The organism is Staphylococcus roterodami (assembly GCA_022493055.1).
Lineage (GTDB): Bacteria > Bacillota > Bacilli > Staphylococcales > Staphylococcaceae > Staphylococcus > Staphylococcus singaporensis.
The window spans coordinates 1,040,193-1,059,832 of record CP092781.1; the positions used below are offsets into that span (position 1 = coordinate 1,040,193).

Annotated in this window: 21 protein-coding genes; 15 read left to right on the plus strand and 6 right to left on the minus strand. The window is 32.3% G+C overall.

The genetic code is table 11. From position 1 onward, the window contains the following. Positions 1 to 15: 15 nt before the first annotated feature. Entirely contained in the window at positions 16 to 567 is a 552-nt protein-coding gene (def, locus tag ML436_05165) for a peptide deformylase (GenBank protein ID UMT79123.1), read from the minus strand. A gap of 365 nt (positions 568 to 932) precedes the next feature. Between def and ML436_05170 the strand changes: the two genes are divergently transcribed. From ML436_05170 to ML436_05230, 13 genes are all read left to right on the plus strand, one after another. After that, positions 933 to 1,559 (plus strand): YkyA family protein, encoded by a 627-nt coding sequence (locus ML436_05170; GenBank protein UMT79124.1) that lies wholly within the window; start codon positions 933 to 935, stop codon positions 1,557 to 1,559. A gap of 168 nt (positions 1,560 to 1,727) precedes the next feature. Then, a complete protein-coding gene (gene pdhA / locus ML436_05175) occupies positions 1,728 to 2,840 on the plus strand; it encodes a pyruvate dehydrogenase (acetyl-transferring) E1 component subunit alpha (protein UMT79125.1) in 1,113 nt (370 codons plus the stop codon). Between the two features lie 3 nt (positions 2,841 to 2,843). Further along, positions 2,844 to 3,821, plus strand: a complete 978-nt coding sequence (locus ML436_05180; GenBank protein UMT79126.1) for an alpha-ketoacid dehydrogenase subunit beta — start codon at positions 2,844 to 2,846, stop codon at positions 3,819 to 3,821. Positions 3,822 to 3,909: 88 nt separating this feature from the next. Next, the gene (locus tag ML436_05185; protein UMT79127.1) at positions 3,910 to 5,193 is read left to right on the plus strand and encodes a 2-oxo acid dehydrogenase subunit E2; all 1,284 of its coding nucleotides are present in this window, start codon (positions 3,910 to 3,912) and stop codon (positions 5,191 to 5,193) included. 3 nt (positions 5,194 to 5,196) lie between these two features. Further along, positions 5,197 to 6,603, plus strand: a complete 1,407-nt coding sequence (gene lpdA / locus ML436_05190; GenBank protein ID UMT79128.1) for a dihydrolipoyl dehydrogenase — start codon at positions 5,197 to 5,199, stop codon at positions 6,601 to 6,603. A 174-nt stretch (positions 6,604 to 6,777) separates the two neighbouring features. Next, positions 6,778 to 7,050: a UPF0223 family protein gene (locus tag ML436_05195; GenBank protein UMT79129.1), complete on the plus strand. Its 273-nt coding sequence runs from the start codon at positions 6,778 to 6,780 to the stop codon at positions 7,048 to 7,050. Positions 7,051 to 7,194: 144 nt separating this feature from the next. Beyond that, positions 7,195 to 7,734, plus strand: a complete 540-nt coding sequence (locus ML436_05200; GenBank protein UMT79130.1) for an XRE family transcriptional regulator — start codon at positions 7,195 to 7,197, stop codon at positions 7,732 to 7,734. Positions 7,735 to 7,745: 11 nt separating this feature from the next. Then, complete coding sequence (locus ML436_05205) at positions 7,746 to 8,840, plus strand: ABC transporter ATP-binding protein (protein UMT79131.1); 1,095 nt, start codon at positions 7,746 to 7,748, stop codon at positions 8,838 to 8,840. After that, complete coding sequence (locus ML436_05210; GenBank protein UMT79132.1) at positions 8,833 to 9,630, plus strand: ABC transporter permease; 798 nt, start codon at positions 8,833 to 8,835, stop codon at positions 9,628 to 9,630. Before ML436_05205 ends, ML436_05210 begins: the two co-directional genes overlap by 8 nt. Positions 9,631 to 9,635: 5 nt before the next feature. Beyond that, positions 9,636 to 10,445 carry an ABC transporter permease gene (locus ML436_05215; GenBank protein ID UMT79133.1) on the plus strand — a complete coding sequence of 270 codons (810 nt, stop codon included), beginning with the start codon at positions 9,636 to 9,638 and terminating at the stop codon, positions 10,443 to 10,445. Then, positions 10,445 to 11,518: a spermidine/putrescine ABC transporter substrate-binding protein gene (locus tag ML436_05220; protein ID UMT79134.1), complete on the plus strand. Its 1,074-nt coding sequence runs from the start codon at positions 10,445 to 10,447 to the stop codon at positions 11,516 to 11,518. Before ML436_05215 ends, ML436_05220 begins: the two co-directional genes overlap by 1 nt. Positions 11,519 to 11,592: 74 nt before the next feature. Beyond that, complete coding sequence (locus ML436_05225; GenBank protein ID UMT79135.1) at positions 11,593 to 12,606, plus strand: DUF4064 domain-containing protein; 1,014 nt, start codon at positions 11,593 to 11,595, stop codon at positions 12,604 to 12,606. A gap of 292 nt (positions 12,607 to 12,898) precedes the next feature. Further along, entirely contained in the window at positions 12,899 to 13,333 is a 435-nt protein-coding gene (locus ML436_05230) for a DUF4064 domain-containing protein (protein UMT79136.1), read from the plus strand. A 75-nt stretch (positions 13,334 to 13,408) separates the two neighbouring features. Here ML436_05230 and ML436_05235 read toward each other — a convergent pair whose 3' ends face one another. Both ML436_05235 and ML436_05240 read right to left on the minus strand, forming a co-directional pair. Then, positions 13,409 to 14,761, minus strand: coding sequence for an Nramp family divalent metal transporter (locus ML436_05235; GenBank protein UMT79137.1), 1,353 nt, complete (start codon positions 14,759 to 14,761; stop codon positions 13,409 to 13,411). A gap of 194 nt (positions 14,762 to 14,955) precedes the next feature. Beyond that, on the minus strand, positions 14,956 to 15,570 hold the full coding sequence (locus ML436_05240; GenBank protein ID UMT79138.1) for a YktB family protein: 615 nt from the start codon (positions 15,568 to 15,570) through the stop codon (positions 14,956 to 14,958). Between the two features lie 157 nt (positions 15,571 to 15,727). Here ML436_05240 and ML436_05245 point away from each other — a divergent pair, with 157 nt between their 5' ends. Continuing rightward, positions 15,728 to 16,555, plus strand: coding sequence for an inositol monophosphatase family protein (locus ML436_05245; protein UMT79139.1), 828 nt, complete (start codon positions 15,728 to 15,730; stop codon positions 16,553 to 16,555). Positions 16,556 to 16,718: 163 nt separating this feature from the next. Here the strand turns inward: ML436_05245 and ML436_05250 are convergent, their stop codons facing one another. Beyond that, positions 16,719 to 16,910, minus strand: a complete 192-nt coding sequence (locus tag ML436_05250) for a YlaF family protein (protein UMT79140.1) — start codon at positions 16,908 to 16,910, stop codon at positions 16,719 to 16,721. Positions 16,911 to 17,011: 101 nt separating this feature from the next. On the opposite strand from ML436_05250, the gene typA reads away from it, so the two are divergent. Further along, positions 17,012 to 18,859 carry a translational GTPase TypA gene (typA, locus tag ML436_05255; GenBank protein UMT79141.1) on the plus strand — a complete coding sequence of 616 codons (1,848 nt, stop codon included), beginning with the start codon at positions 17,012 to 17,014 and terminating at the stop codon, positions 18,857 to 18,859. A gap of 98 nt (positions 18,860 to 18,957) precedes the next feature. Here typA and ML436_05260 read toward each other — a convergent pair whose 3' ends face one another. Beyond that, the gene (locus tag ML436_05260; GenBank protein ID UMT79142.1) at positions 18,958 to 19,125 is read right to left on the minus strand and encodes a YlaI family protein; all 168 of its coding nucleotides are present in this window, start codon (positions 19,123 to 19,125) and stop codon (positions 18,958 to 18,960) included. A gap of 1 nt (position 19,126) precedes the next feature. Then, the gene (locus tag ML436_05265; protein ID UMT79143.1) at positions 19,127 to 19,609 is read right to left on the minus strand and encodes a hypothetical protein; all 483 of its coding nucleotides are present in this window, start codon (positions 19,607 to 19,609) and stop codon (positions 19,127 to 19,129) included. Between the last annotated feature and the right edge of the window lie 31 nt (positions 19,610 to 19,640).

Consider the following 19,640-nt stretch of genomic DNA (forward strand, 5'->3'; position numbering starts at 1 on the left):
AAAACATATTATTATTTAGACGCCTACAGCATCTGAATGTGGTTGTAATGGATGCTCTTTGTCGATATGATCATAAAACATTACACCATTTAAATGATCTATTTCGTGTTGGAATACGATGGCAGGGTAACCTTTTAATCTTAATTTGATATCATTGCCTTCGATATCTTTCGCTTTAATAGTAATACGATTATGACGATGAACAAGACCTGCAATGTTTTCATCAACACTTAAGCAACCTTCACCAGTAGGTAAATATGCTTCTTGTACACTATGGCTAACAATTTTCGGATTTACAAGCATATAATCATAGGCTTTGCCATTTCCATCATCCGGTATAAGTACAGCAATCATACGTTTAGATATGTTTATTTGTGGAGCTGCTAAACCAACACCTGAACGTAATCCATAACGTTTAGCAATTTCTTCATCTTGACTGTTTACTAAAAATTCTCTCATTGCGATTAATGTTTCTTTATCTTCATTAGATAATGGCAATTCTAATTCGGCAGCTTTTTGACGTAATGTTGGATGTCCGTCTCTAATAATGTCTTTCATTGTTAACATATATTACACCTTCCTTAATTGTTGTTTTAATTTTTTAGTTGAATGACAGTAAGAAGGTTGTTAAGATACTCATACATTTCATTTAATATTATGAAAATGAACCTAATACCGTCAAAATTTATTTTGGGTAGTAATTTAAATTTATAATGTGTTAAGAATTGCATTTAAAATTGTCCAAGTGAGCTTGGTATTGCAATTTAATGTAGCGTTTCATTTATCTTCTTAACTTTAAAAATTATATTATAAATTACGCAACTGTCAACAAATATACTTAAGAGGAGTATTAGGATATAAGTTGTTTAAAAATTGATTTCCGATAAGATTTTATTTATCATTTATTTATACAGCAAGTGGAGGTACAAGTAATGAAATTTGGAAAAACAGTCGCAGTAGTATTAGCATCAAGTGTCTTACTTGCCGGATGTACTACGGATAAAAAAGAAATCAAGGCGTATATAGAACAAATGGATAAAATTAAGAAAGATGAAGAACCAATTAAATCAGTTGGTAAAAAGATTGCTGAATTAGATGAGAAAAAGAATAAACTAACTTCTAATGCAAATAGTCAAGATGCATCAGTCCGAGAAAAAGCAGTCAAAGATTTAATTAAAAATGCAGATGAACGACTCAAGGAATTTAAAAAAGAAGAGGATGCAATTAAAAAATCGGAACAAGACTATAAAAAAGCAGGGAGTCATATCGATACCATTGGTAATGATGTAAAACGAAAAGAAGTAGAGCAGCTTAATGATGCGTTAAAAGAAAAATATAAGATGCATGTTAAATATACAGAAACATATAAAACAGCTGTTAATTCAGAAAAAACTTTGTTTGAATATTTAAGACAAAGTGATGCTACACAACAAGGTGTTAGAGAAAAAGAAAAAACAATCGGACAAAACTATAAGAAATTAAAAGAAGTAACAGATAAATATTCAAAAGTACAAAATAAGGTTGCAAGAGAAAAACAAGATGTAGATCAGTTCGTATAAAATAATGATACAGGTAACAAGAAACAACTAATACAGTTTCTATTATCTGTATCTTTTTTATTAAAACAGAACTTTTTCAAATGGTTTAACAGTCCCATTTATTTATGGTACAATTAATTAGGATAAAATGAATTTCTATACAATTATGGGAAAGGTATGGTGAATTGAATGGCTCCTAAGTTACAAGCCCAATTCGATGCAGTAAAAGTTTTAAATGATACTCAATCGAAATTTGAAATGGTTCAAATTTTGGATGAGAATGGTAACGTCGTAAATGAAGACTTAGTACCTGATCTTACGGATGAACAATTAGTAGAATTAATGGAAAGAATGGTATGGACTCGTATCCTTGATCAACGTTCAATCTCATTAAACAGACAAGGACGTTTAGGTTTCTATGCACCAACTGCTGGTCAAGAAGCATCACAATTAGCGTCTCAATACGCTTTAGAAAAAGAAGATTACATCTTACCTGGATACAGAGATGTTCCTCAAATTATTTGGCATGGTTTACCATTAACAGAAGCTTTCTTATTCTCAAGAGGTCACTTCAAAGGAAATCAATTCCCTGAAGGTGTTAATGCATTAAGCCCACAAATCATTATTGGTGCGCAATATATCCAAGCTGCTGGTGTTGCTTTCGCACTTAAAAAACGTGGTAAAAAAGCAGTTGCAATCACATACACTGGTGACGGTGGTTCATCACAAGGTGATTTCTATGAAGGTATTAACTTTGCATCAGCTTATAAAGCACCTGCAATTTTCGTTATTCAAAATAATAACTATGCAATTTCAACTCCAAGAAGCAAGCAAACTGCTGCTGAGACATTAGCTCAAAAAGCAATTGCTGTAGGTATTCCTGGTATCCAAGTTGATGGTATGGATGCATTAGCTGTATATCAAGCAACTAAAGAAGCTCGTGATCGCGCTGTTGCAGGCGAAGGTCCAACATTAATAGAAACTATGACTTACCGTTATGGTCCACATACAATGGCTGGTGACGATCCAACTCGTTACAGAACTTCAGATGAAGATGCTGAATGGGAGAAAAAAGATCCATTAGTACGTTTCCGTAAATTCCTTGAAAACAAAGGTTTATGGAATGAAGAAAAAGAAAATGAAGTTATTGAACGTGCAAAATCTGATATTAAAGCAGCAATCAAAGAGGCTGATAACACTGAAAAACAAACTGTTACTTCTCTAATGGAAATTATGTATGAAGATATGCCTCAAAACTTAGCAGAACAATATGAAATTTACAAAGAGAAGGAGTCGAAGTAAGCCATGGCACAAATGACAATGGTTCAAGCGATTAATGACGCGCTTAAAACTGAACTTAAAAATGACCAAGATGTATTAATTTTTGGTGAAGACGTTGGTGTTAACGGCGGTGTTTTCCGTGTTACTGAAGGACTACAAAAAGAATTTGGTGAAGATAGAGTATTCGATACACCATTAGCTGAATCTGGAATCGGTGGTTTAGCAATGGGTCTTGCAGTTGAAGGATTCCGTCCAGTTATGGAAGTACAATTCTTAGGTTTCGTATTTGAAGTATTTGATGCAATTGCTGGACAAATTGCTCGTACACGTTTCCGTTCAGGTGGTACTAAAACTGCACCTGTTACAATTCGTAGCCCATTCGGCGGTGGCGTTCACACACCTGAATTACACGCAGATAACTTAGAAGGTATTTTAGCTCAATCTCCTGGTCTTAAAGTTGTAATTCCTTCAGGCCCATATGACGCTAAAGGTTTATTAATTTCTTCTATTAGAAGTAATGATCCAGTAGTATATTTAGAACATATGAAATTATATCGTTCATTCCGTGAAGAAGTACCTGAAGAAGAATATACAATTGACATTGGTAAAGCGAATGTTAAAAAAGAAGGTAACGACATTTCAATCATCACTTATGGTGCAATGGTTCAAGAATCAATGAAAGCTGCAGAAGAGCTTGAAAAAGATGGTTACTCTGTTGAAGTTATTGACTTACGTACTGTTCAACCACTTGATGTAGATACAATAGTTGCTTCAGTTGAAAAAACTGGACGTGCACTTGTTGTTCAAGAAGCACAACGTCAAGCAGGTGTTGGTGCAGCAGTAGTGGCTGAAATTAGTGAACGTGCAATCCTTTCATTAGAAGCTCCAATCGGAAGAGTTGCAGCGACAGATACTATTTACCCATTCACACAAGCTGAAAATGTTTGGTTACCAAACAAAAACGACATCATCGAAAAAGCAAAAGAAACTTTAGAATTTTAATTAATATAAAAATTAACGAAGTTAGCGTATTTTAGTCTTATTGATTAAAATAAAATGATTAATTTGCGAAATCTAGGAGGGCAAAAACGTGGCATTTGAATTTAGATTACCCGATATCGGGGAAGGTATCCACGAAGGTGAAATTGTAAAATGGTTTGTTAAAGCTGGAGATACTATTGAAGAAGACGATGTTTTAGCAGAAGTACAAAACGACAAATCAGTAGTAGAAATTCCTTCACCAGTTTCTGGTACTGTAGAAGAAGTAGTTGTTGAAGAAGGTACAGTAGCTGTAGTAGGTGATGTAATTGTTAGAATCGATGCACCAGATGCAGAAGATATGCAATTTAAAGGTCATGATGATGATTCATCAGCTAAAGAAGAACCAGCTAAAGAAGAAGCGCCAGCTGAACAAGCACCAGCAGTAACTCAAAGTGAAGAAGTAGATGAAAACAGAACTGTAAAAGCAATGCCATCAGTGCGTAAATACGCTCGTGAAAAAGGTGTTAACATTAAAGCAGTTCCAGGTTCAGGTAAAAATGGTCGTATTACTAAAGAAGATGTTGATGCATACTTAAATGGTGGTGCACCAGCAGCTACTAATGAATCAGCTACTTCAGCTTCAACTGAAGAAGTTGCTGAAACACCAGCAGCAGTATCATTAGAAGGTGACTTCCCAGAAACAACTGAAAAAATCCCAGCTATGCGTAGAGCAATTGCAAAAGCAATGGTTAACTCTAAACATACTGCGCCTCACGTAACATTAATGGATGAAATTGATGTTCAAGCATTATGGGATCACCGTAAGAAATTTAAAGAAATTGCAGCTGAACAAGGTACTAAATTAACATTCTTACCTTATGTTGTTAAAGCACTTGTTTCTGCATTGAAAAAATACCCAGCACTTAACACTTCATTCAATGAAGAAGCTGGTGAAATCGTTCATAAACATTACTGGAATATTGGTATTGCAGCAGACACTGATAGAGGATTATTAGTACCTGTTGTTAAACATGCTGATCGTAAGTCTATTTTCCAAATTTCAGATGAAATTAATGAATTAGCTGTTAAAGCACGTGATGGTAAATTAACAGCCGATGAAATGAAAGGTGCTACATGCACAATCAGTAATATCGGTTCAGCTGGTGGACAATGGTTCACTCCAGTTATCAATCACCCAGAAGTAGCAATCTTAGGAATTGGCCGTATTGCTCAAAAACCAATCGTTAAAGATGGTGAAATTGTTGCTGCACCAGTATTAGCATTATCATTAAGCTTTGACCACAGACAAATCGATGGTGCAACTGGACAAAATGCAATGAATCATATTAAACGTTTATTAAATAATCCAGAATTATTATTAATGGAGGGGTAAAACATGGTAGTTGGAGATTTCCCAATTGAAACAGATACTATAGTAATCGGAGCAGGTCCTGGTGGATACGTTGCAGCAATTCGTGCAGCTCAATTAGGACAAAAAGTAACAATCGTTGAGAAAGGTAATTTAGGTGGTGTATGCTTAAACGTTGGTTGTATTCCTTCTAAAGCATTACTACATGCTTCTCACCGTTTTGTTGAAGCGCAACATTCTGAAAACTTAGGTGTTATTGCTGAGAGCGTTTCATTAAACTTCCAAAAAGTTCAAGAATTCAAGTCATCAGTTGTAAACAAATTAACTGGTGGTGTTGAAGGCTTACTTAAAGGTAACAAAGTAAACATCGTTAAAGGTGAAGCATATTTCGTAGATAACAATAGCTTACGTGTTATGGACGAAAAAAGTGCGCAAACATACAACTTTAAAAATGCAATCATTGCAACAGGTTCAAGACCAATTGAAATTCCTAATTTCAAATTTGGTAAACGTGTTATCGACTCAACAGGTGCTTTAAACTTACAAGAAGTACCAGGAAAATTAGTTGTAGTTGGTGGAGGATACATTGGTTCTGAGTTAGGTACAGCATTTGCTAACTTTGGTTCAGAAGTAACTATCCTTGAAGGTGCTAAAGATATTTTAGGTGGCTTCGAAAAACAAATGACACAACCTGTTAAAAAAGGTATGAAAGAAAAAGGTGTTGAAATCGTTACTGAGGCTATGGCTAAATCAGCTGAAGAAACAGATAACGGTGTTAAAGTTACTTATGAAGCTAAAGGTGAAGAAAAAACAATCGAAGCTGATTATGTATTAGTAACTGTAGGTCGTCGTCCAAATACTGATGAATTAGGTCTTGAAGAATTAGGCATTAAATTTGCAGATCGTGGATTATTAGAAGTTGACAAACAAAGCCGTACTTCTATCAGCAATATCTATGCAATTGGTGATATCGTTCCAGGTTTACCACTTGCTCACAAAGCTAGCTATGAAGCTAAAGTTGCTGCTGAAGCAATTGATGGTCAAGCTGCTGAAGTGGATTATATTGGTATGCCAGCAGTATGCTTTACTGAACCAGAATTAGCTACAGTTGGTTATTCAGAAGCACAAGCTAAAGAAGAAGGTTTAGCAATTAAAGCTTCTAAATTCCCATACGCAGCAAATGGTCGTGCTTTATCATTAGATGACACTAACGGATTTGTTAAACTTATTACACTTAAAGAAGATGATACTTTAATTGGTGCTCAAGTAGTAGGTACTGGTGCATCAGATATTATCTCTGAGTTAGGTTTAGCAATTGAAGCTGGTATGAATGCTGAAGATATCGCATTAACTATCCATGCGCATCCAACATTAGGTGAGATGACTATGGAAGCAGCTGAAAAAGCTATCGGATACCCAATCCATACAATGTAATTTCTGATTTTATAAAGATTCGTTCTTTTAGAGCTGTAGCGCTTGCTACGGCTCTTTTTAATTTGTGACTATTTTATTTAGTATATTAAAACCAAAGTATTATAAAATACTATTTCGATATCAAAATGACATGTTATACTAGCGTTGCTAATAAATGAGTGGAGGTGGTTTTCAATGGAATATGAATATCCAATCGATTTAGACTGGAGCAACGAGGAAATGCTTTCAGTAATAACATTTTTTAATCATGTTGAAAAATATTATGAGTCAGGAGTTAATGCAGGAAAATTTATGCAAGCGTATAAAATATTTAAATCAATAGTCCCTGGCAAAGCGGAAGAGAAGCAAATCTTCAACACATTTGAAAAAAGTAGCGGGTACAATAGCTACAAAGCTTTACAAAATGTTAAAACGCACTCTGAAGATCAATATGTGACAGCAAAATAATAATTTGTTTGAAATGATATATTTTAAACAGATTTTTCGTTAAAATCTATTGCTAATAAAGCTATATTTTGGTACCTTTATCAAGTGTTAAACAAAATGTTTGATAATAGTAAACTTAATATAGCTTTTTTAGGTGGAAAAATAATGAACATAGGTAATAAAATTAAAAATCTTAGAAGAATTAAAAATCTCACGCAAGAAGAACTTGCTGAACGTACAGACTTATCAAAAGGATATATATCACAAATTGAAAGTGAACATGCATCGCCAAGTATGGAAACATTTTTAAACATCATTGAGGTATTAGGAACAACACCCAGTGATTTTTTTAAAGATACTGAAAATGAAAAAGTGTTATATAAGAAGGCAGATCAAGTTATTTATGATGAATATGATGAAGGTTACATATTAAATTGGTTAGTATCTAAATCAAACGAATATGATATGGAGCCATTGATTCTGACGTTAAAGCCTGGCGCTTCATATAAAACTTTTAATCCTTCAGAGTCTGATACATTTATTTATTGCATGTCAGGTCAAATTACACTTAATTTAGGTAAAGAAATATATCAAGCACATGAAGAAGACGTTTTGTATTTTAAAGCACGTGACAATCATCGCTTATCTAATGAATCAAACGTTGAAACACGAATACTTATTGTAGCAACAGCTTCATATTTATAGGGGGATCTTATATGGAACCATTATTATCATTTAAATCAGTTAGTAAAAGCTATGATGATCTTAATATCTTAGACGATATAGATATTGATATTGAATCGGGATACTTTTATACATTATTAGGTCCTTCAGGTTGTGGAAAAACAACAATTTTAAAATTAATAGCAGGGTTTGAGTATCCGGATAGTGGTGAAGTAATTTATCAAAACAAACCAATAGGAAACTTACCGCCAAATAAACGAAAAGTGAATACAGTCTTTCAAGATTATGCATTGTTTCCACATTTAAATGTTTATGATAATATTGCTTTCGGTTTAAAATTAAAAAAATTATCAAAAGCACAAATCGATCAAAAAGTAAAAGAAGCATTAAAGTTAGTTAAACTATCAGGTTATGAGAAACGCAACATTAATGAAATGAGTGGTGGACAAAAGCAACGTGTCGCGATTGCACGTGCTATTGTAAATGAGCCAGAAATTTTATTATTAGATGAATCCTTATCTGCCTTAGATTTAAAATTACGTACTGAAATGCAATATGAATTAAGAGAATTACAATCACGCCTAGGGATTACTTTTATATTCGTAACGCATGATCAAGAAGAAGCTTTGGCACTAAGTGATTATCTATTTGTGTTGAAAGATGGGAAAATTCAACAATTTGGTACACCTACAGATATTTATGATGAGCCTGTCAATCGATTTGTAGCTGATTTTATAGGAGAGTCCAACATAGTTGAAGGGCGCATGGTTAGAGATTATGTTGTGAATATTTATGGGCAAGATTTTGAATGTGTTGATATGGGTATTCCTGCAAACAAAAAAGTAGAAGTCGTTATTCGACCAGAAGATATTTCGTTAATTAAAGCGGAAGAAGGTTTGTTTAAAGCAACAGTTGATTCTATGTTATTTAGAGGAGTGCACTATGAAATATGTTGTATTGACCGTAAAGGATATGAATGGGTAATACAAACGACTAAAAAAGCTGAAGTAGGCAGTGAAGTTGGTCTTTATTTCGACCCTGAAGCAATACACATTATGGTGCCAGGTGAGACTGAAGAAGAATTTGATAAACGTATTGAAAGTTACGAGGAAGTTGACAATGCGTAATACTAATAAATTACTTTTAATTCCATACTTATTATGGATGGTCATATTTATTATTATACCTGTAGTATTACTTGTTTATTTTTCATTTTTAGATATTAATGGACACTTCAGCTTCACTAATTATCAACAAATTTTCACTACTAAATATTTGAAAATGTTTGCATATTCAATTTTATATGCGACTTTGATTACAATTATCACGCTGGTAATTAGTTATCCAGCGACTTATTACATTACTCGCTCAAAATTTCAAAATATCTTGTTAATGATAATGATTATTCCAACATGGATAAATTTATTGTTAAAGACATATGCTTTTATTGGATTATTAAGTCATGATGGTGTAATAAATCAATTTTTTCACTTATTTAATTTACCGTCGTTTAATTTATTATTTACAACAGGTGCTTTTTTAATAGTGGCGAGTTACATTTATATACCATTTATGATTTTACCCATCTTTAATAGTATGAAAGCAATACCAAATAATTTATTACAAGCATCTAGTGATTTAGGAGCTAGTCCTTTTTATACATTTAGAAAAGTGATTATGCCATTGACAAAAGAAGGTGTCATGACTGGTATTCAAGTAACTTTTATTCCATCATTATCTCTATTTATGATTACACGCTTAATTGCAGGTAACAAAGTGATAAATATTGGTACGGCAATAGAAGAACAATTTTTAACAATTCAAAATTATGGAATGGGGTCAACTATAGCGATATTCCTTATTGTATTTATGGCATTCATTTTAATCATTACAAAATCGTCTAATGGGAGAGGGTGAATCATATGAAATGGTATGGAAAGTTATATATAGGAATATTATTAGCAATTTTATACATCCCTATATTCTTCTTAATGTTCTATTCATTTAATTCGGCAGGTAATATGATTCACTTTGAACATTTTACATTAGAACATTATCAATCTTTATTTCAAAATGACCATTTAATGTCTGTCATTTTTAATACGATTGCTGTGGCTCTTATAGCTGCATCTATATCTACAATTATCGGAACTTTTGGTGCAATTGCAATTTATTATTTAAGAAATAAGCAATTTAAAGTGACTCTTTTAACGCTTAATAATGTGTTAATGGTGTCATCAGATGTAGTCATAGGTGCTTCATTTTTAATTATGTTTACAACTATCGGTCATTTCACAGGGCTAGGATTAGGCTTTTGGACAGTACTTACGTCGCACATTGCATTTTGTATTCCAATAGTCGTTATTATCGTATTACCGCAACTTTATGAAATGAATAACAACATGTTAAACGCTGCAAGAGATTTAGGGGCAACTGAGCCACAATTGTTGAGTAATGTCATCATTCCCAATATTTTACCGTCAATCATAGGTGGATTCTTTATGGCTTTAACTTATTCATTAGATGACTTTACTGTAAGCTTCTTCGTAACTGGAAATGGCTTTAGTGTTCTGTCTGTTGAAGTGTATGCGATGGCACGTAAAGGAATTAGTATGGAAATAAATGCAATTTCGACATTATTATTTGCAGTCATTGTATTAGGTATACTTGGATATTATTTAATTCAATATGTGATTAATAAGAAAAAGCTAATGAAACGAGGTGTAAAATAATGAAGAGATTTTTACAACTCATTATAGGTGCTTTAGTTGTTGGCATGATATGCCTTGCTGTAAGTCATTGGTTTAAATCTAAAGAGCAAGTTCACACGAACCAAAAGATTTATGTTTACAATTGGGGCGAATACATTGACCCGGATTTAATTAAAAAGTTTGAGAAAGAAACTGGCATTCAAGTCGTTTATGAAACTTTTGATTCAAATGAAGCAATGGAAGCAAAAATTCGCAATGGTGGAACACATTATGATGTTGCTTTCCCTAGTGAATATACAGTACAAAAACTTAAAAGAGATAACCTATTGTTACCGATTAATCATAAAAAGGTACCTAATATTAAAAATTTAGATCCTGATTATATGAACATGTCATTCGATAAAGGTAATAAGTATTCATTACCTTATTTTTTTGGAACTGTAGGAATACTTTATAATAAGGAAAAATATCCAAATGAAACATTTGATAGTTGGAAATCATTGTATAATCCTAAATTTAAAAATCAAATATTATTAGTTGATGGTGCCAGAGAAATTATGGACATGAGTTTAAATAAACTTGGGTATAATCTTAATGACCGTAATTCTCAACATCTTAAAGAAGCAGAAAGAGATTTAACAAAATTATCACCACAAGTAAGAGGTGTTGTTGGTGATGAAATTACTATGATGCTTCAGCAAAATGAAGGTAACATTGCAGTTGTTTGGAGCGGGGTGGCTGCACCTTTAGTACAAGAAGGAGATAAATACAACTACGTTATTCCCAAAGAAGGTTCTAATCTATGGTTTGATAATATGGTGATTCCTAGAACAGCTCAAAATAAAGAAGGAGCATATAAATTTATGAATTTCTTATTAGATGCTAAAAATAATAAGCAAAATACGGAATTTGTAGGTTATGCAACTCCAAACAAAGCGGCACGTGAATTATTACCTAAAGAAATAAAAGATGATCATCGATTTTATCCAACAAAACAAGAACAAAAACGACTTGAAGTATACAAAGATTTAGGACAAGAAGTTCTAAGTGAATACAACGAAAACTTTTTGAATTTCAAAATGTCATTAAAATAAAAATCATAAATAGTAGTTATTTGCTGTATATTTAGTTATAATAACTGGATAAGTACTATAAGGAGTTGTAACGAATGACTGGAGAACAATTTACTCAAATTAAACGTCCAGTAAGTAGATTAACTGAAAAAGTTCTAGGTTGGCTTAGTTGGGTAATGTTATTAGTGCTTACCATTATTACTATGTTTATAGCACTTGTTTCATTTAGTAATAATACTTCAATTGCTAATCTTGAAAATACATTAAACAACAATGCTTTTATTCAGCAATTATTAGCTGGTAACGGCTATAATACAACACAATTTGTAATTTGGTTACAAAATGGTATATGGGCGATTATCGTTTACTTTATTGTGTGTTTATTAATTTCATTTTTAGCACTTATTTCAATGAATATTAGAATTTTATCAGGCTTTTTATTCTTAATATCAGCTTTTGTAACGATTCCTTTAATCTTACTTATTGTTACATTAATCATACCAATTTTATTCTTTATAATTGCAATGATGATGTTTATAAGAAAAGATAAAGTTGAAATGGTTGGTCCGCAATATTATGAAGGTTATAATGAGCCATATTCTGATTATCGAGAACCAGTTTATGAAAGACCTCAACCAAGTGATGAATACTTTGATGTACCAAAACATGAAAGTGAAGCGGAAAAAGCACATACTGCATATGATCAAGAGAAAGATAAATATAATCAATTTCCTAAACGTGCAGTTGAAAGTGAATATAATACCGTGGAAACAAGTGAGGGCGAACCATCAGTATTATCTCGACAAGCTAAATACAAACAAAAAAGTAGCGAAGAGTTAGGTATTGAAGATGATGGATATTATTCAGAACCTGAAGTTGATCCTAAAGAGCTAAAGGCTCAACAAAAAAGAGAAAAAGCTGAAATTAAAGCTAAAAAGAAAGAAAAACGAAAAGCATATAATCAACGAATGAAAGAACGTAGAAAAAACCAACCTAGTGCAGTTAGTCAACGTCGAATGAATTTTGAAGAGCGACGTCAAATTTACAACAATGATATTACCGAAGAACGCAATTCAAGTGAAGTTAAGGACAATAACAAACATGAATAAATAAATTAAGCCAGATTAGTGTAGAAGATATAGAAATTCTTTCATACTAATCTGGCTTTTTTGAAAACAATGGTACTTAATTATAGTTTGTAATAAAAGCTACAAAAGATGAGTGCAATTAGAACTTGAGTTGAAAATGAATATATCTTAGCTGTTAAATTATTAATGTATTCTCGGTGAAAATTTAAAAAAAGAAAGTGAAAATATGGTAATATACAAGTAAATTAAACTTCGTATATTTAAAATATACATATACCTTAGTTCACCAATTATAAATAGAAAGGATAATAACATGAATAGAAAACCTGAATTAATTATGTCTTGGATTGCAAACAGTATTAGTATTATTTATTTTTTAATCCTAGGTCTATCATATGTTTCATTAAAAAGTGGTGATGCATCACAGAAAGAAGAATTAATAAAGCAGCTGTCGAAAAATGGAGGTAAAGTTTCTTTAGATACGATTACTTCATCAATAGGCGTTTTGGCTATTATTTTATTGATTTCAACTCTTTATGGTATATTTGCAACGATTTGTATAAAAGGGCGTAGAAAATTGGCGATAGCACTTTTCATCTTTGCAGTCATTATTAGTTTCATAGCATTAAATTTATTAGCGATTATTTTATGGATTGTCGTAATATTTATGTTAATTTCAAAAAAAGAACAGACTGAAAAAAGTTATACGGAAAAACGTCATAAAGACGATGAATACATTTATCATTAACTAATATTTTAAAAAGAAAAACCATTAAAATGTAGTTGGTCTAAAAAGACACGACATACATTTTAATGGTTTTTATTATCCTTGTAATTCTTGGAATGTTTGGACGATTAAATATACATTTAAAATACTTAAAATTATGATGAGTGTCCATGAAATAATATTCACCCAAGTTTTATTATAAAATGGACCCATTAAATTTTTATTACTAGTAGCCAATTGTAAAGGTATTAAACAAAATGGCAATGCAATACTTAAGAATACTTGTGAGAAAACTAGTAACTGTTCTATTTTTGCTGCGTTACCATTAAAGATGATTAAACATACAATAACTGGGATGACAGCAAGTGAACGGGTAATTAAACGGCGTAACCAATTTGGTATGTGTAATCTTAAAAATCCTTCCATAACAATTTGTCCTGCTAATGTACCAGTGATGGTTGAATTTTGACCTGATGCTAGTAATGCAACGGCAAATAACGTACTCATAATTGCACCCATTGTCGCACCAAGTAAAGGTTCAGTTTTTAACGCATGATATAAATCATAGAAACCACCTAAATCGTCTGCATTGGAATTGAAAAATAGTGATGCACCTAATACAAGTAATAAACAGTTGACTACAAATGCGATTGATAATTGAATATTTGAATCAATTGTAGCAAATTTAATCGCTTGAGCCTTTTCTTCATTGTTATGTCTTGAGTATGTTCTAGATTGGACAATTGAAGAATGTAAATATAAATTATGTGGCATAATGGTTGCCCCTATAATACCTAAAGCAATATAAAGAATACCATTATTAGTAATAATTTCTTTATGTGGTATAAATCCGTTCAATACTTCATTTAATTGTGGTGAAGAAATATATACTTCAAATATGAAGATGAATAGTACTGTAAAAATTAAAGTACCAACAATAGCTTCAATTTTTCTGAAACCATACTTCATAATAAATAATAGTAAAAACACGTCAAGTACTGTTATTAATGCACCAACAATTAAAGGTATATTAAATAGTAGGTTAAGTGCAATTGCACTACCAATAACTTCTGCAATATCAGTGGCAATGATTGCGAGCTCTGCAATAATCCAAAATATAATTGCAATAGGTCTTGATAAATAATGTCTCGTCATTTGTGCTAAGTCCATACCTGTTGCTATGCCTAATCTTACCGTCATACTTTGAAGTAGCATTGCTGATAAACTTGAAATAAGAATTACGAATAGCAAAGTATAGCCATATTGTGCGCCACCTTGCATAGATGTTATCCAGTTCCCAGGATCCATGTAACCAACTGCTACTAATAAACCAGGTCCGAGAAATGATAAGAATTTTTGTTTATTTGAACTGCGATGATCGAATTTGATAGTATTATTAATTTCATCTAAACTTAATTGTTCTTTTGTTGAATGTTGTTTGTTATTCATTTTGACTCACCTCTACTTCTTATGAAAAATATAATAACCTAATAAAATGTTTAGGTCAACCTAAAATTATTTTAATTTTTTTAAAAGTATGAATTATTATGTTGGCAGGTGAGTTTAGAAAGAAAAAAAGCGCAAAATCAACAATGTGATTAGGCGCTTATTGAATTTGAAATTATAAGTTGATTCAAAACTAATTATGCAGTATAGAATGGTAAAAATTGATCAAATGTTTCTTCGAGAAAAGCTAGAAATGCTTTGTCGCTTTTTAATCGTTTGTCTTGAGGTGTAATTGCTCGAGCAATAAAGAATTCACCTTTTTTAACATTAATGGCTCTTTGAATCGCTTCTTTTAATTCATCATCTGTTAAATCTTTTATAAATGGTTTATCTGGTTTCATATGATCTAAAGAAACACGGTAATCATCAGGTAATTGTTTGATAGCTTTAAAATTACGTTCGAATACTTTTGCACGAGATGCCTTATCTTTTGCTTCATGCATAATACCAAACATAACAAATAATTGGTCTTTGAACATTCCAATTTGGAAATGTGGCAGCATTTTATAACCTCGTTTGTTTGTCGCAAATGCAACCCATGTATCTTTAGGAGGGTTTACACTTCTTCTTGCATGTTTTGCGACATGTGGATAAAATGTTTCTCCAGTTTGACTAGTAAAGAAATCGCTGAAATAATCTCCTAATTGATGAAGTTGTGGTCGTATATATTCGTTTAAAGCTTCCATTCTAGCATCTAAGCCATCAACATCAAATGCCTTAAAATCTTTAGGTGTAAATGTATATTTTGTCATTGGTTACCTCCTGTTACATCGTTAGAAATATTGTAGCATATGTTTAGTTGAATGCGGATTAAGACGCTCGCATTTAATTAAACATTTTTATTTTAATCTTAAAAAGTTATTTTTATAAAATGTTGATGTATAATAGGGGATGTTAGGAGATGATGTTATGGCACTTTACGAATTTGCCCAAGGACTTATTCAAGAGGCAGGAATTAGAATTAAACAATTAATGGAGCAAAATTTGACGATTGAAACAAAGTCAAACCCAAATGACCTAGTTACTAATGTTGATAAGGCTACTGAAGATTATATTTTTGATACGATATTAAAAACGTATCCAGACCATCAAGTTTTAGGTGAAGAAGGGCATGGTCATGACATCGATACATCTCAAGGTACGGTATGGGTTGTAGATCCAATCGATGGTACATTAAATTTTGTACACCAGCAAGAAAATTTCGCAATTTCAATCGGTATTTTTATTGAAGGGGAACCTTATGCTGGTTTTGTATATGATGTAATGGCGGATGTATTATACCATGCAAAAGTTGGAGAAGGCGCATTTCGACGAAATCAGCGTTTGCCGCTTTTAAGAGATTCAAAATTAAAGCAAAGTATAATTGGAATAAATCCAAATTGGTTAACTAAACCAGTATTAGGAGATATTTTTAAAGATATCGTTAATGAATCAAGAAGTGCTAGAGCATACGGTAGTGCTGCTCTTGAAATTGTATCTGTTGCGACAGGGAATTTAGAAGCATACATGACACCAAGATTACAGCCATGGGACTTTGCAGGTGGACTTGTAATATTAAATGAAGTGAAAGGTAAAGCTTCAAATTTATTAGACGATTCGTTAACAATTAGTGGTCCAAATTCAATTTTAGTTGGAAATTGTGGCGTACATCAAGAAATAATGGAAGATTATTTAAATCCTCATCGAGAAACGTTAATCAATTTGCATCAAAAGCGTTTTAATAGAAAACCTAAATAAAAAATAAAACAAGAGTGGCATGTCGTCCTATTAATCTTAGAAAACATGTCACTCTTGTTAGTAGTTGTAAAATAAAACGGCGTTAATATGTGATGACGTGTTATATTTATCTTTCTAAATACTTAAATTGCTCTCACTAAACGCGTGTTGCTATTATTAAAACTTACAACCAATCATTTTCACGATACTTTTTCTTTGTAGTAAATCCAACACCAAAGGTTGCAACGAGTAGTATAAATGTTAAAATCATCATTGGTACATTTGACGCACCAACTGCAAAACTAAATAATACTAAGAAAATAATAGCTAATATAGAAAATACCCAAAAGATATTTTTAGATTTTTTTTGTTTCATCCTATCCCCACCTTTTGCTTATCTTTTCTCAATTATATGATATAATAAAAAAGTTGTAATTAAAAGTGGGATTTTACTTAAGAAAGAAGGAAATTATTTATATGACTAATAAAAGAGAAGATGTCCGCAATATAGCAATTATTGCTCACGTTGACCATGGTAAAACAACGCTCGTAGATGAGTTGTTAAAACAATCTGGTATATTCAGAGAAAACGAACATGTTGATGAACGTGCAATGGACTCTAATGACATCGAGAGAGAACGTGGAATAACAATCCTAGCCAAAAATACGGCTGTTGATTATAAAGGTACACGTATTAATATTTTAGATACACCGGGACATGCTGACTTTGGTGGAGAAGTAGAACGTATTATGAAAATGGTAGATGGTGTTGTTTTAGTAGTAGATGCATATGAAGGTACAATGCCTCAAACACGTTTTGTACTTAAAAAAGCATTAGAACAAAACTTAAAACCAGTTGTTGTTGTTAATAAAATTGATAAACCGTCAGCTCGCCCAGAAGGCGTCGTAGATGAAGTATTAGATTTATTTATCGAATTAGAAGCTAATGATGAACAATTAGAATTCCCTGTAGTATATGCTTCAGCTGTAAATGGTACTGCTAGTTTAGATCCTGAAAAACAAGATGATAATTTACAATCTTTATATGAAACAATTATTGATTATGTACCAGCGCCGATTGACAATAGTGATGAACCATTACAATTCCAAGTTGCATTACTTGATTATAATGACTATGTAGGTCGTATAGGTATTGGTCGTGTATTCAGAGGTAAAATGCGCGTTGGCGATAACGTATCTTTAATTAAATTAGATGGTACAGTTAAAAACTTCCGTGTAACTAAAATCTTTGGTTACTTTGGATTAAAACGTCTTGAAATTGAAGAAGCACAAGCTGGTGACTTAATTGCTGTTTCAGGAATGGAAGATATCAACGTTGGTGAAACTGTAACACCACATGATCATCAAGAAGCATTACCAGTATTACGTATTGACGAACCAACACTTGAAATGACTTTTAAAGTAAATAATTCACCATTTGCTGGACGTGAAGGTGATTTCGTAACAGCCCGTCAAATACAAGAGCGTTTAAATCAGCAATTAGAGACTGATGTTTCATTGAAAGTTTCAAATACTGATTCACCGGATACATGGGTCGTTGCTGGACGTGGGGAATTACATTTATCGATTCTAATCGAAAATATGCGTCGTGAAGGGTATGAATTACAAGTATCTAAACCACAAGTAATTATTAAAGAAATTGATGGTGTAATGTGTGAACCATTTGAACGTGTTCAATGTGAAGTACCTCAAGAAAATTCTGGTGCAGTTATTGAATCATTAGGAGCACGTAAAGGTGAAATGGTCGATATGACTACAACTGATAATGGATTAACACGTTTAATCTTCAATGTACCTGCCCGTGGTATGATTGGTTATACAACTGAGTTTATGTCTATGACTAGAGGTTATGGTATTATCAACCATACATTTGAAGAATTCAGACCACGAATTAAAGCTCAAATCGGTGGTCGACGTAATGGTGCTTTAATTTCTATGGACCAAGGATCTGCAAGTACGTATGCAATATTAGGACTTGAAGATAGAGGAGTTAACTTCATGGAACCTGGTACAGAAGTTTATGAAGGTATGATTGTTGGTGAACATAATCGTGAAAATGACTTAACAGTTAATATCACTAAGACTAAACATCAAACAAACGTGCGTTCGGCAACGAAAGACCAAACTCAAACAATGAATAGACCTCGTATTCTAACTTTAGAAGAAGCATTACAATTTATTAATGACGATGAATTGGTTGAGGTTACACCAGAAAGTATCCGTTTGAGAAAGAAAATTTTAAATAAAAACGTTCGTGAAAAAGAAGCAAAACGTATTAAACAAATGATGCAAGAAAACGAATAATTTAAATATGTTTAAATTAAGATAAATAAAAGAGAAGCTAAGTGAGTAATCTTACTTAGCTTCTTTTTTAATATGATTGAACAATTTAATGTCGGCTATTAATCGAGAGGGTAATGTTGTGCTCTCTGTTTAGGCGTATCTAATCGACTCTTACAATCATCACACATAAATGTACGTATTGGATTATTTTTTAGCCTTTTAGATTCGGTTGTGCGTTCATCTATAAATACCTTTGCGTCACAGATTATACATTGCACTTGTCGCAAATTAAATCACCTCAATATAAGTGACATGGTTTATTTGGTATGAATAACCATCTTCTTGATTATAAATAAAGCTATCTACTCCATTGTCGTCGTATAGACGTTTACCATCTTTAGCGAATTGGAAAAACAAATATGGTAATAAATCCAAAGGTATATCTAAATGATTTTGATCATTTGATAAACGAATTGTAGTTGCGGAGTCTTTCGGTTCAGCATGTTTGAAGAAAGGTGTCATATTAATTACAAATGAACCTTCTAACATAGCACGCTTTTTATATTTAATTTCAGAATTTAACGTAGGTGGATTAGTTTGACCTTCTAAAATAGCACGATTCCATTCATGGTTATCTTCAAAGTCAATCGGCTTTGAACCATCAAAGACACCTTTTTCTAAATCTTCAATGCTGACTTTTCTATCATCAAATATCCAAGTCGTACTATCTAATGTTATAGGAAACTTTACGGCTCCTTTAATTTGTATCATTTTCCCACTCCCTATGATTGTGTATATCAAT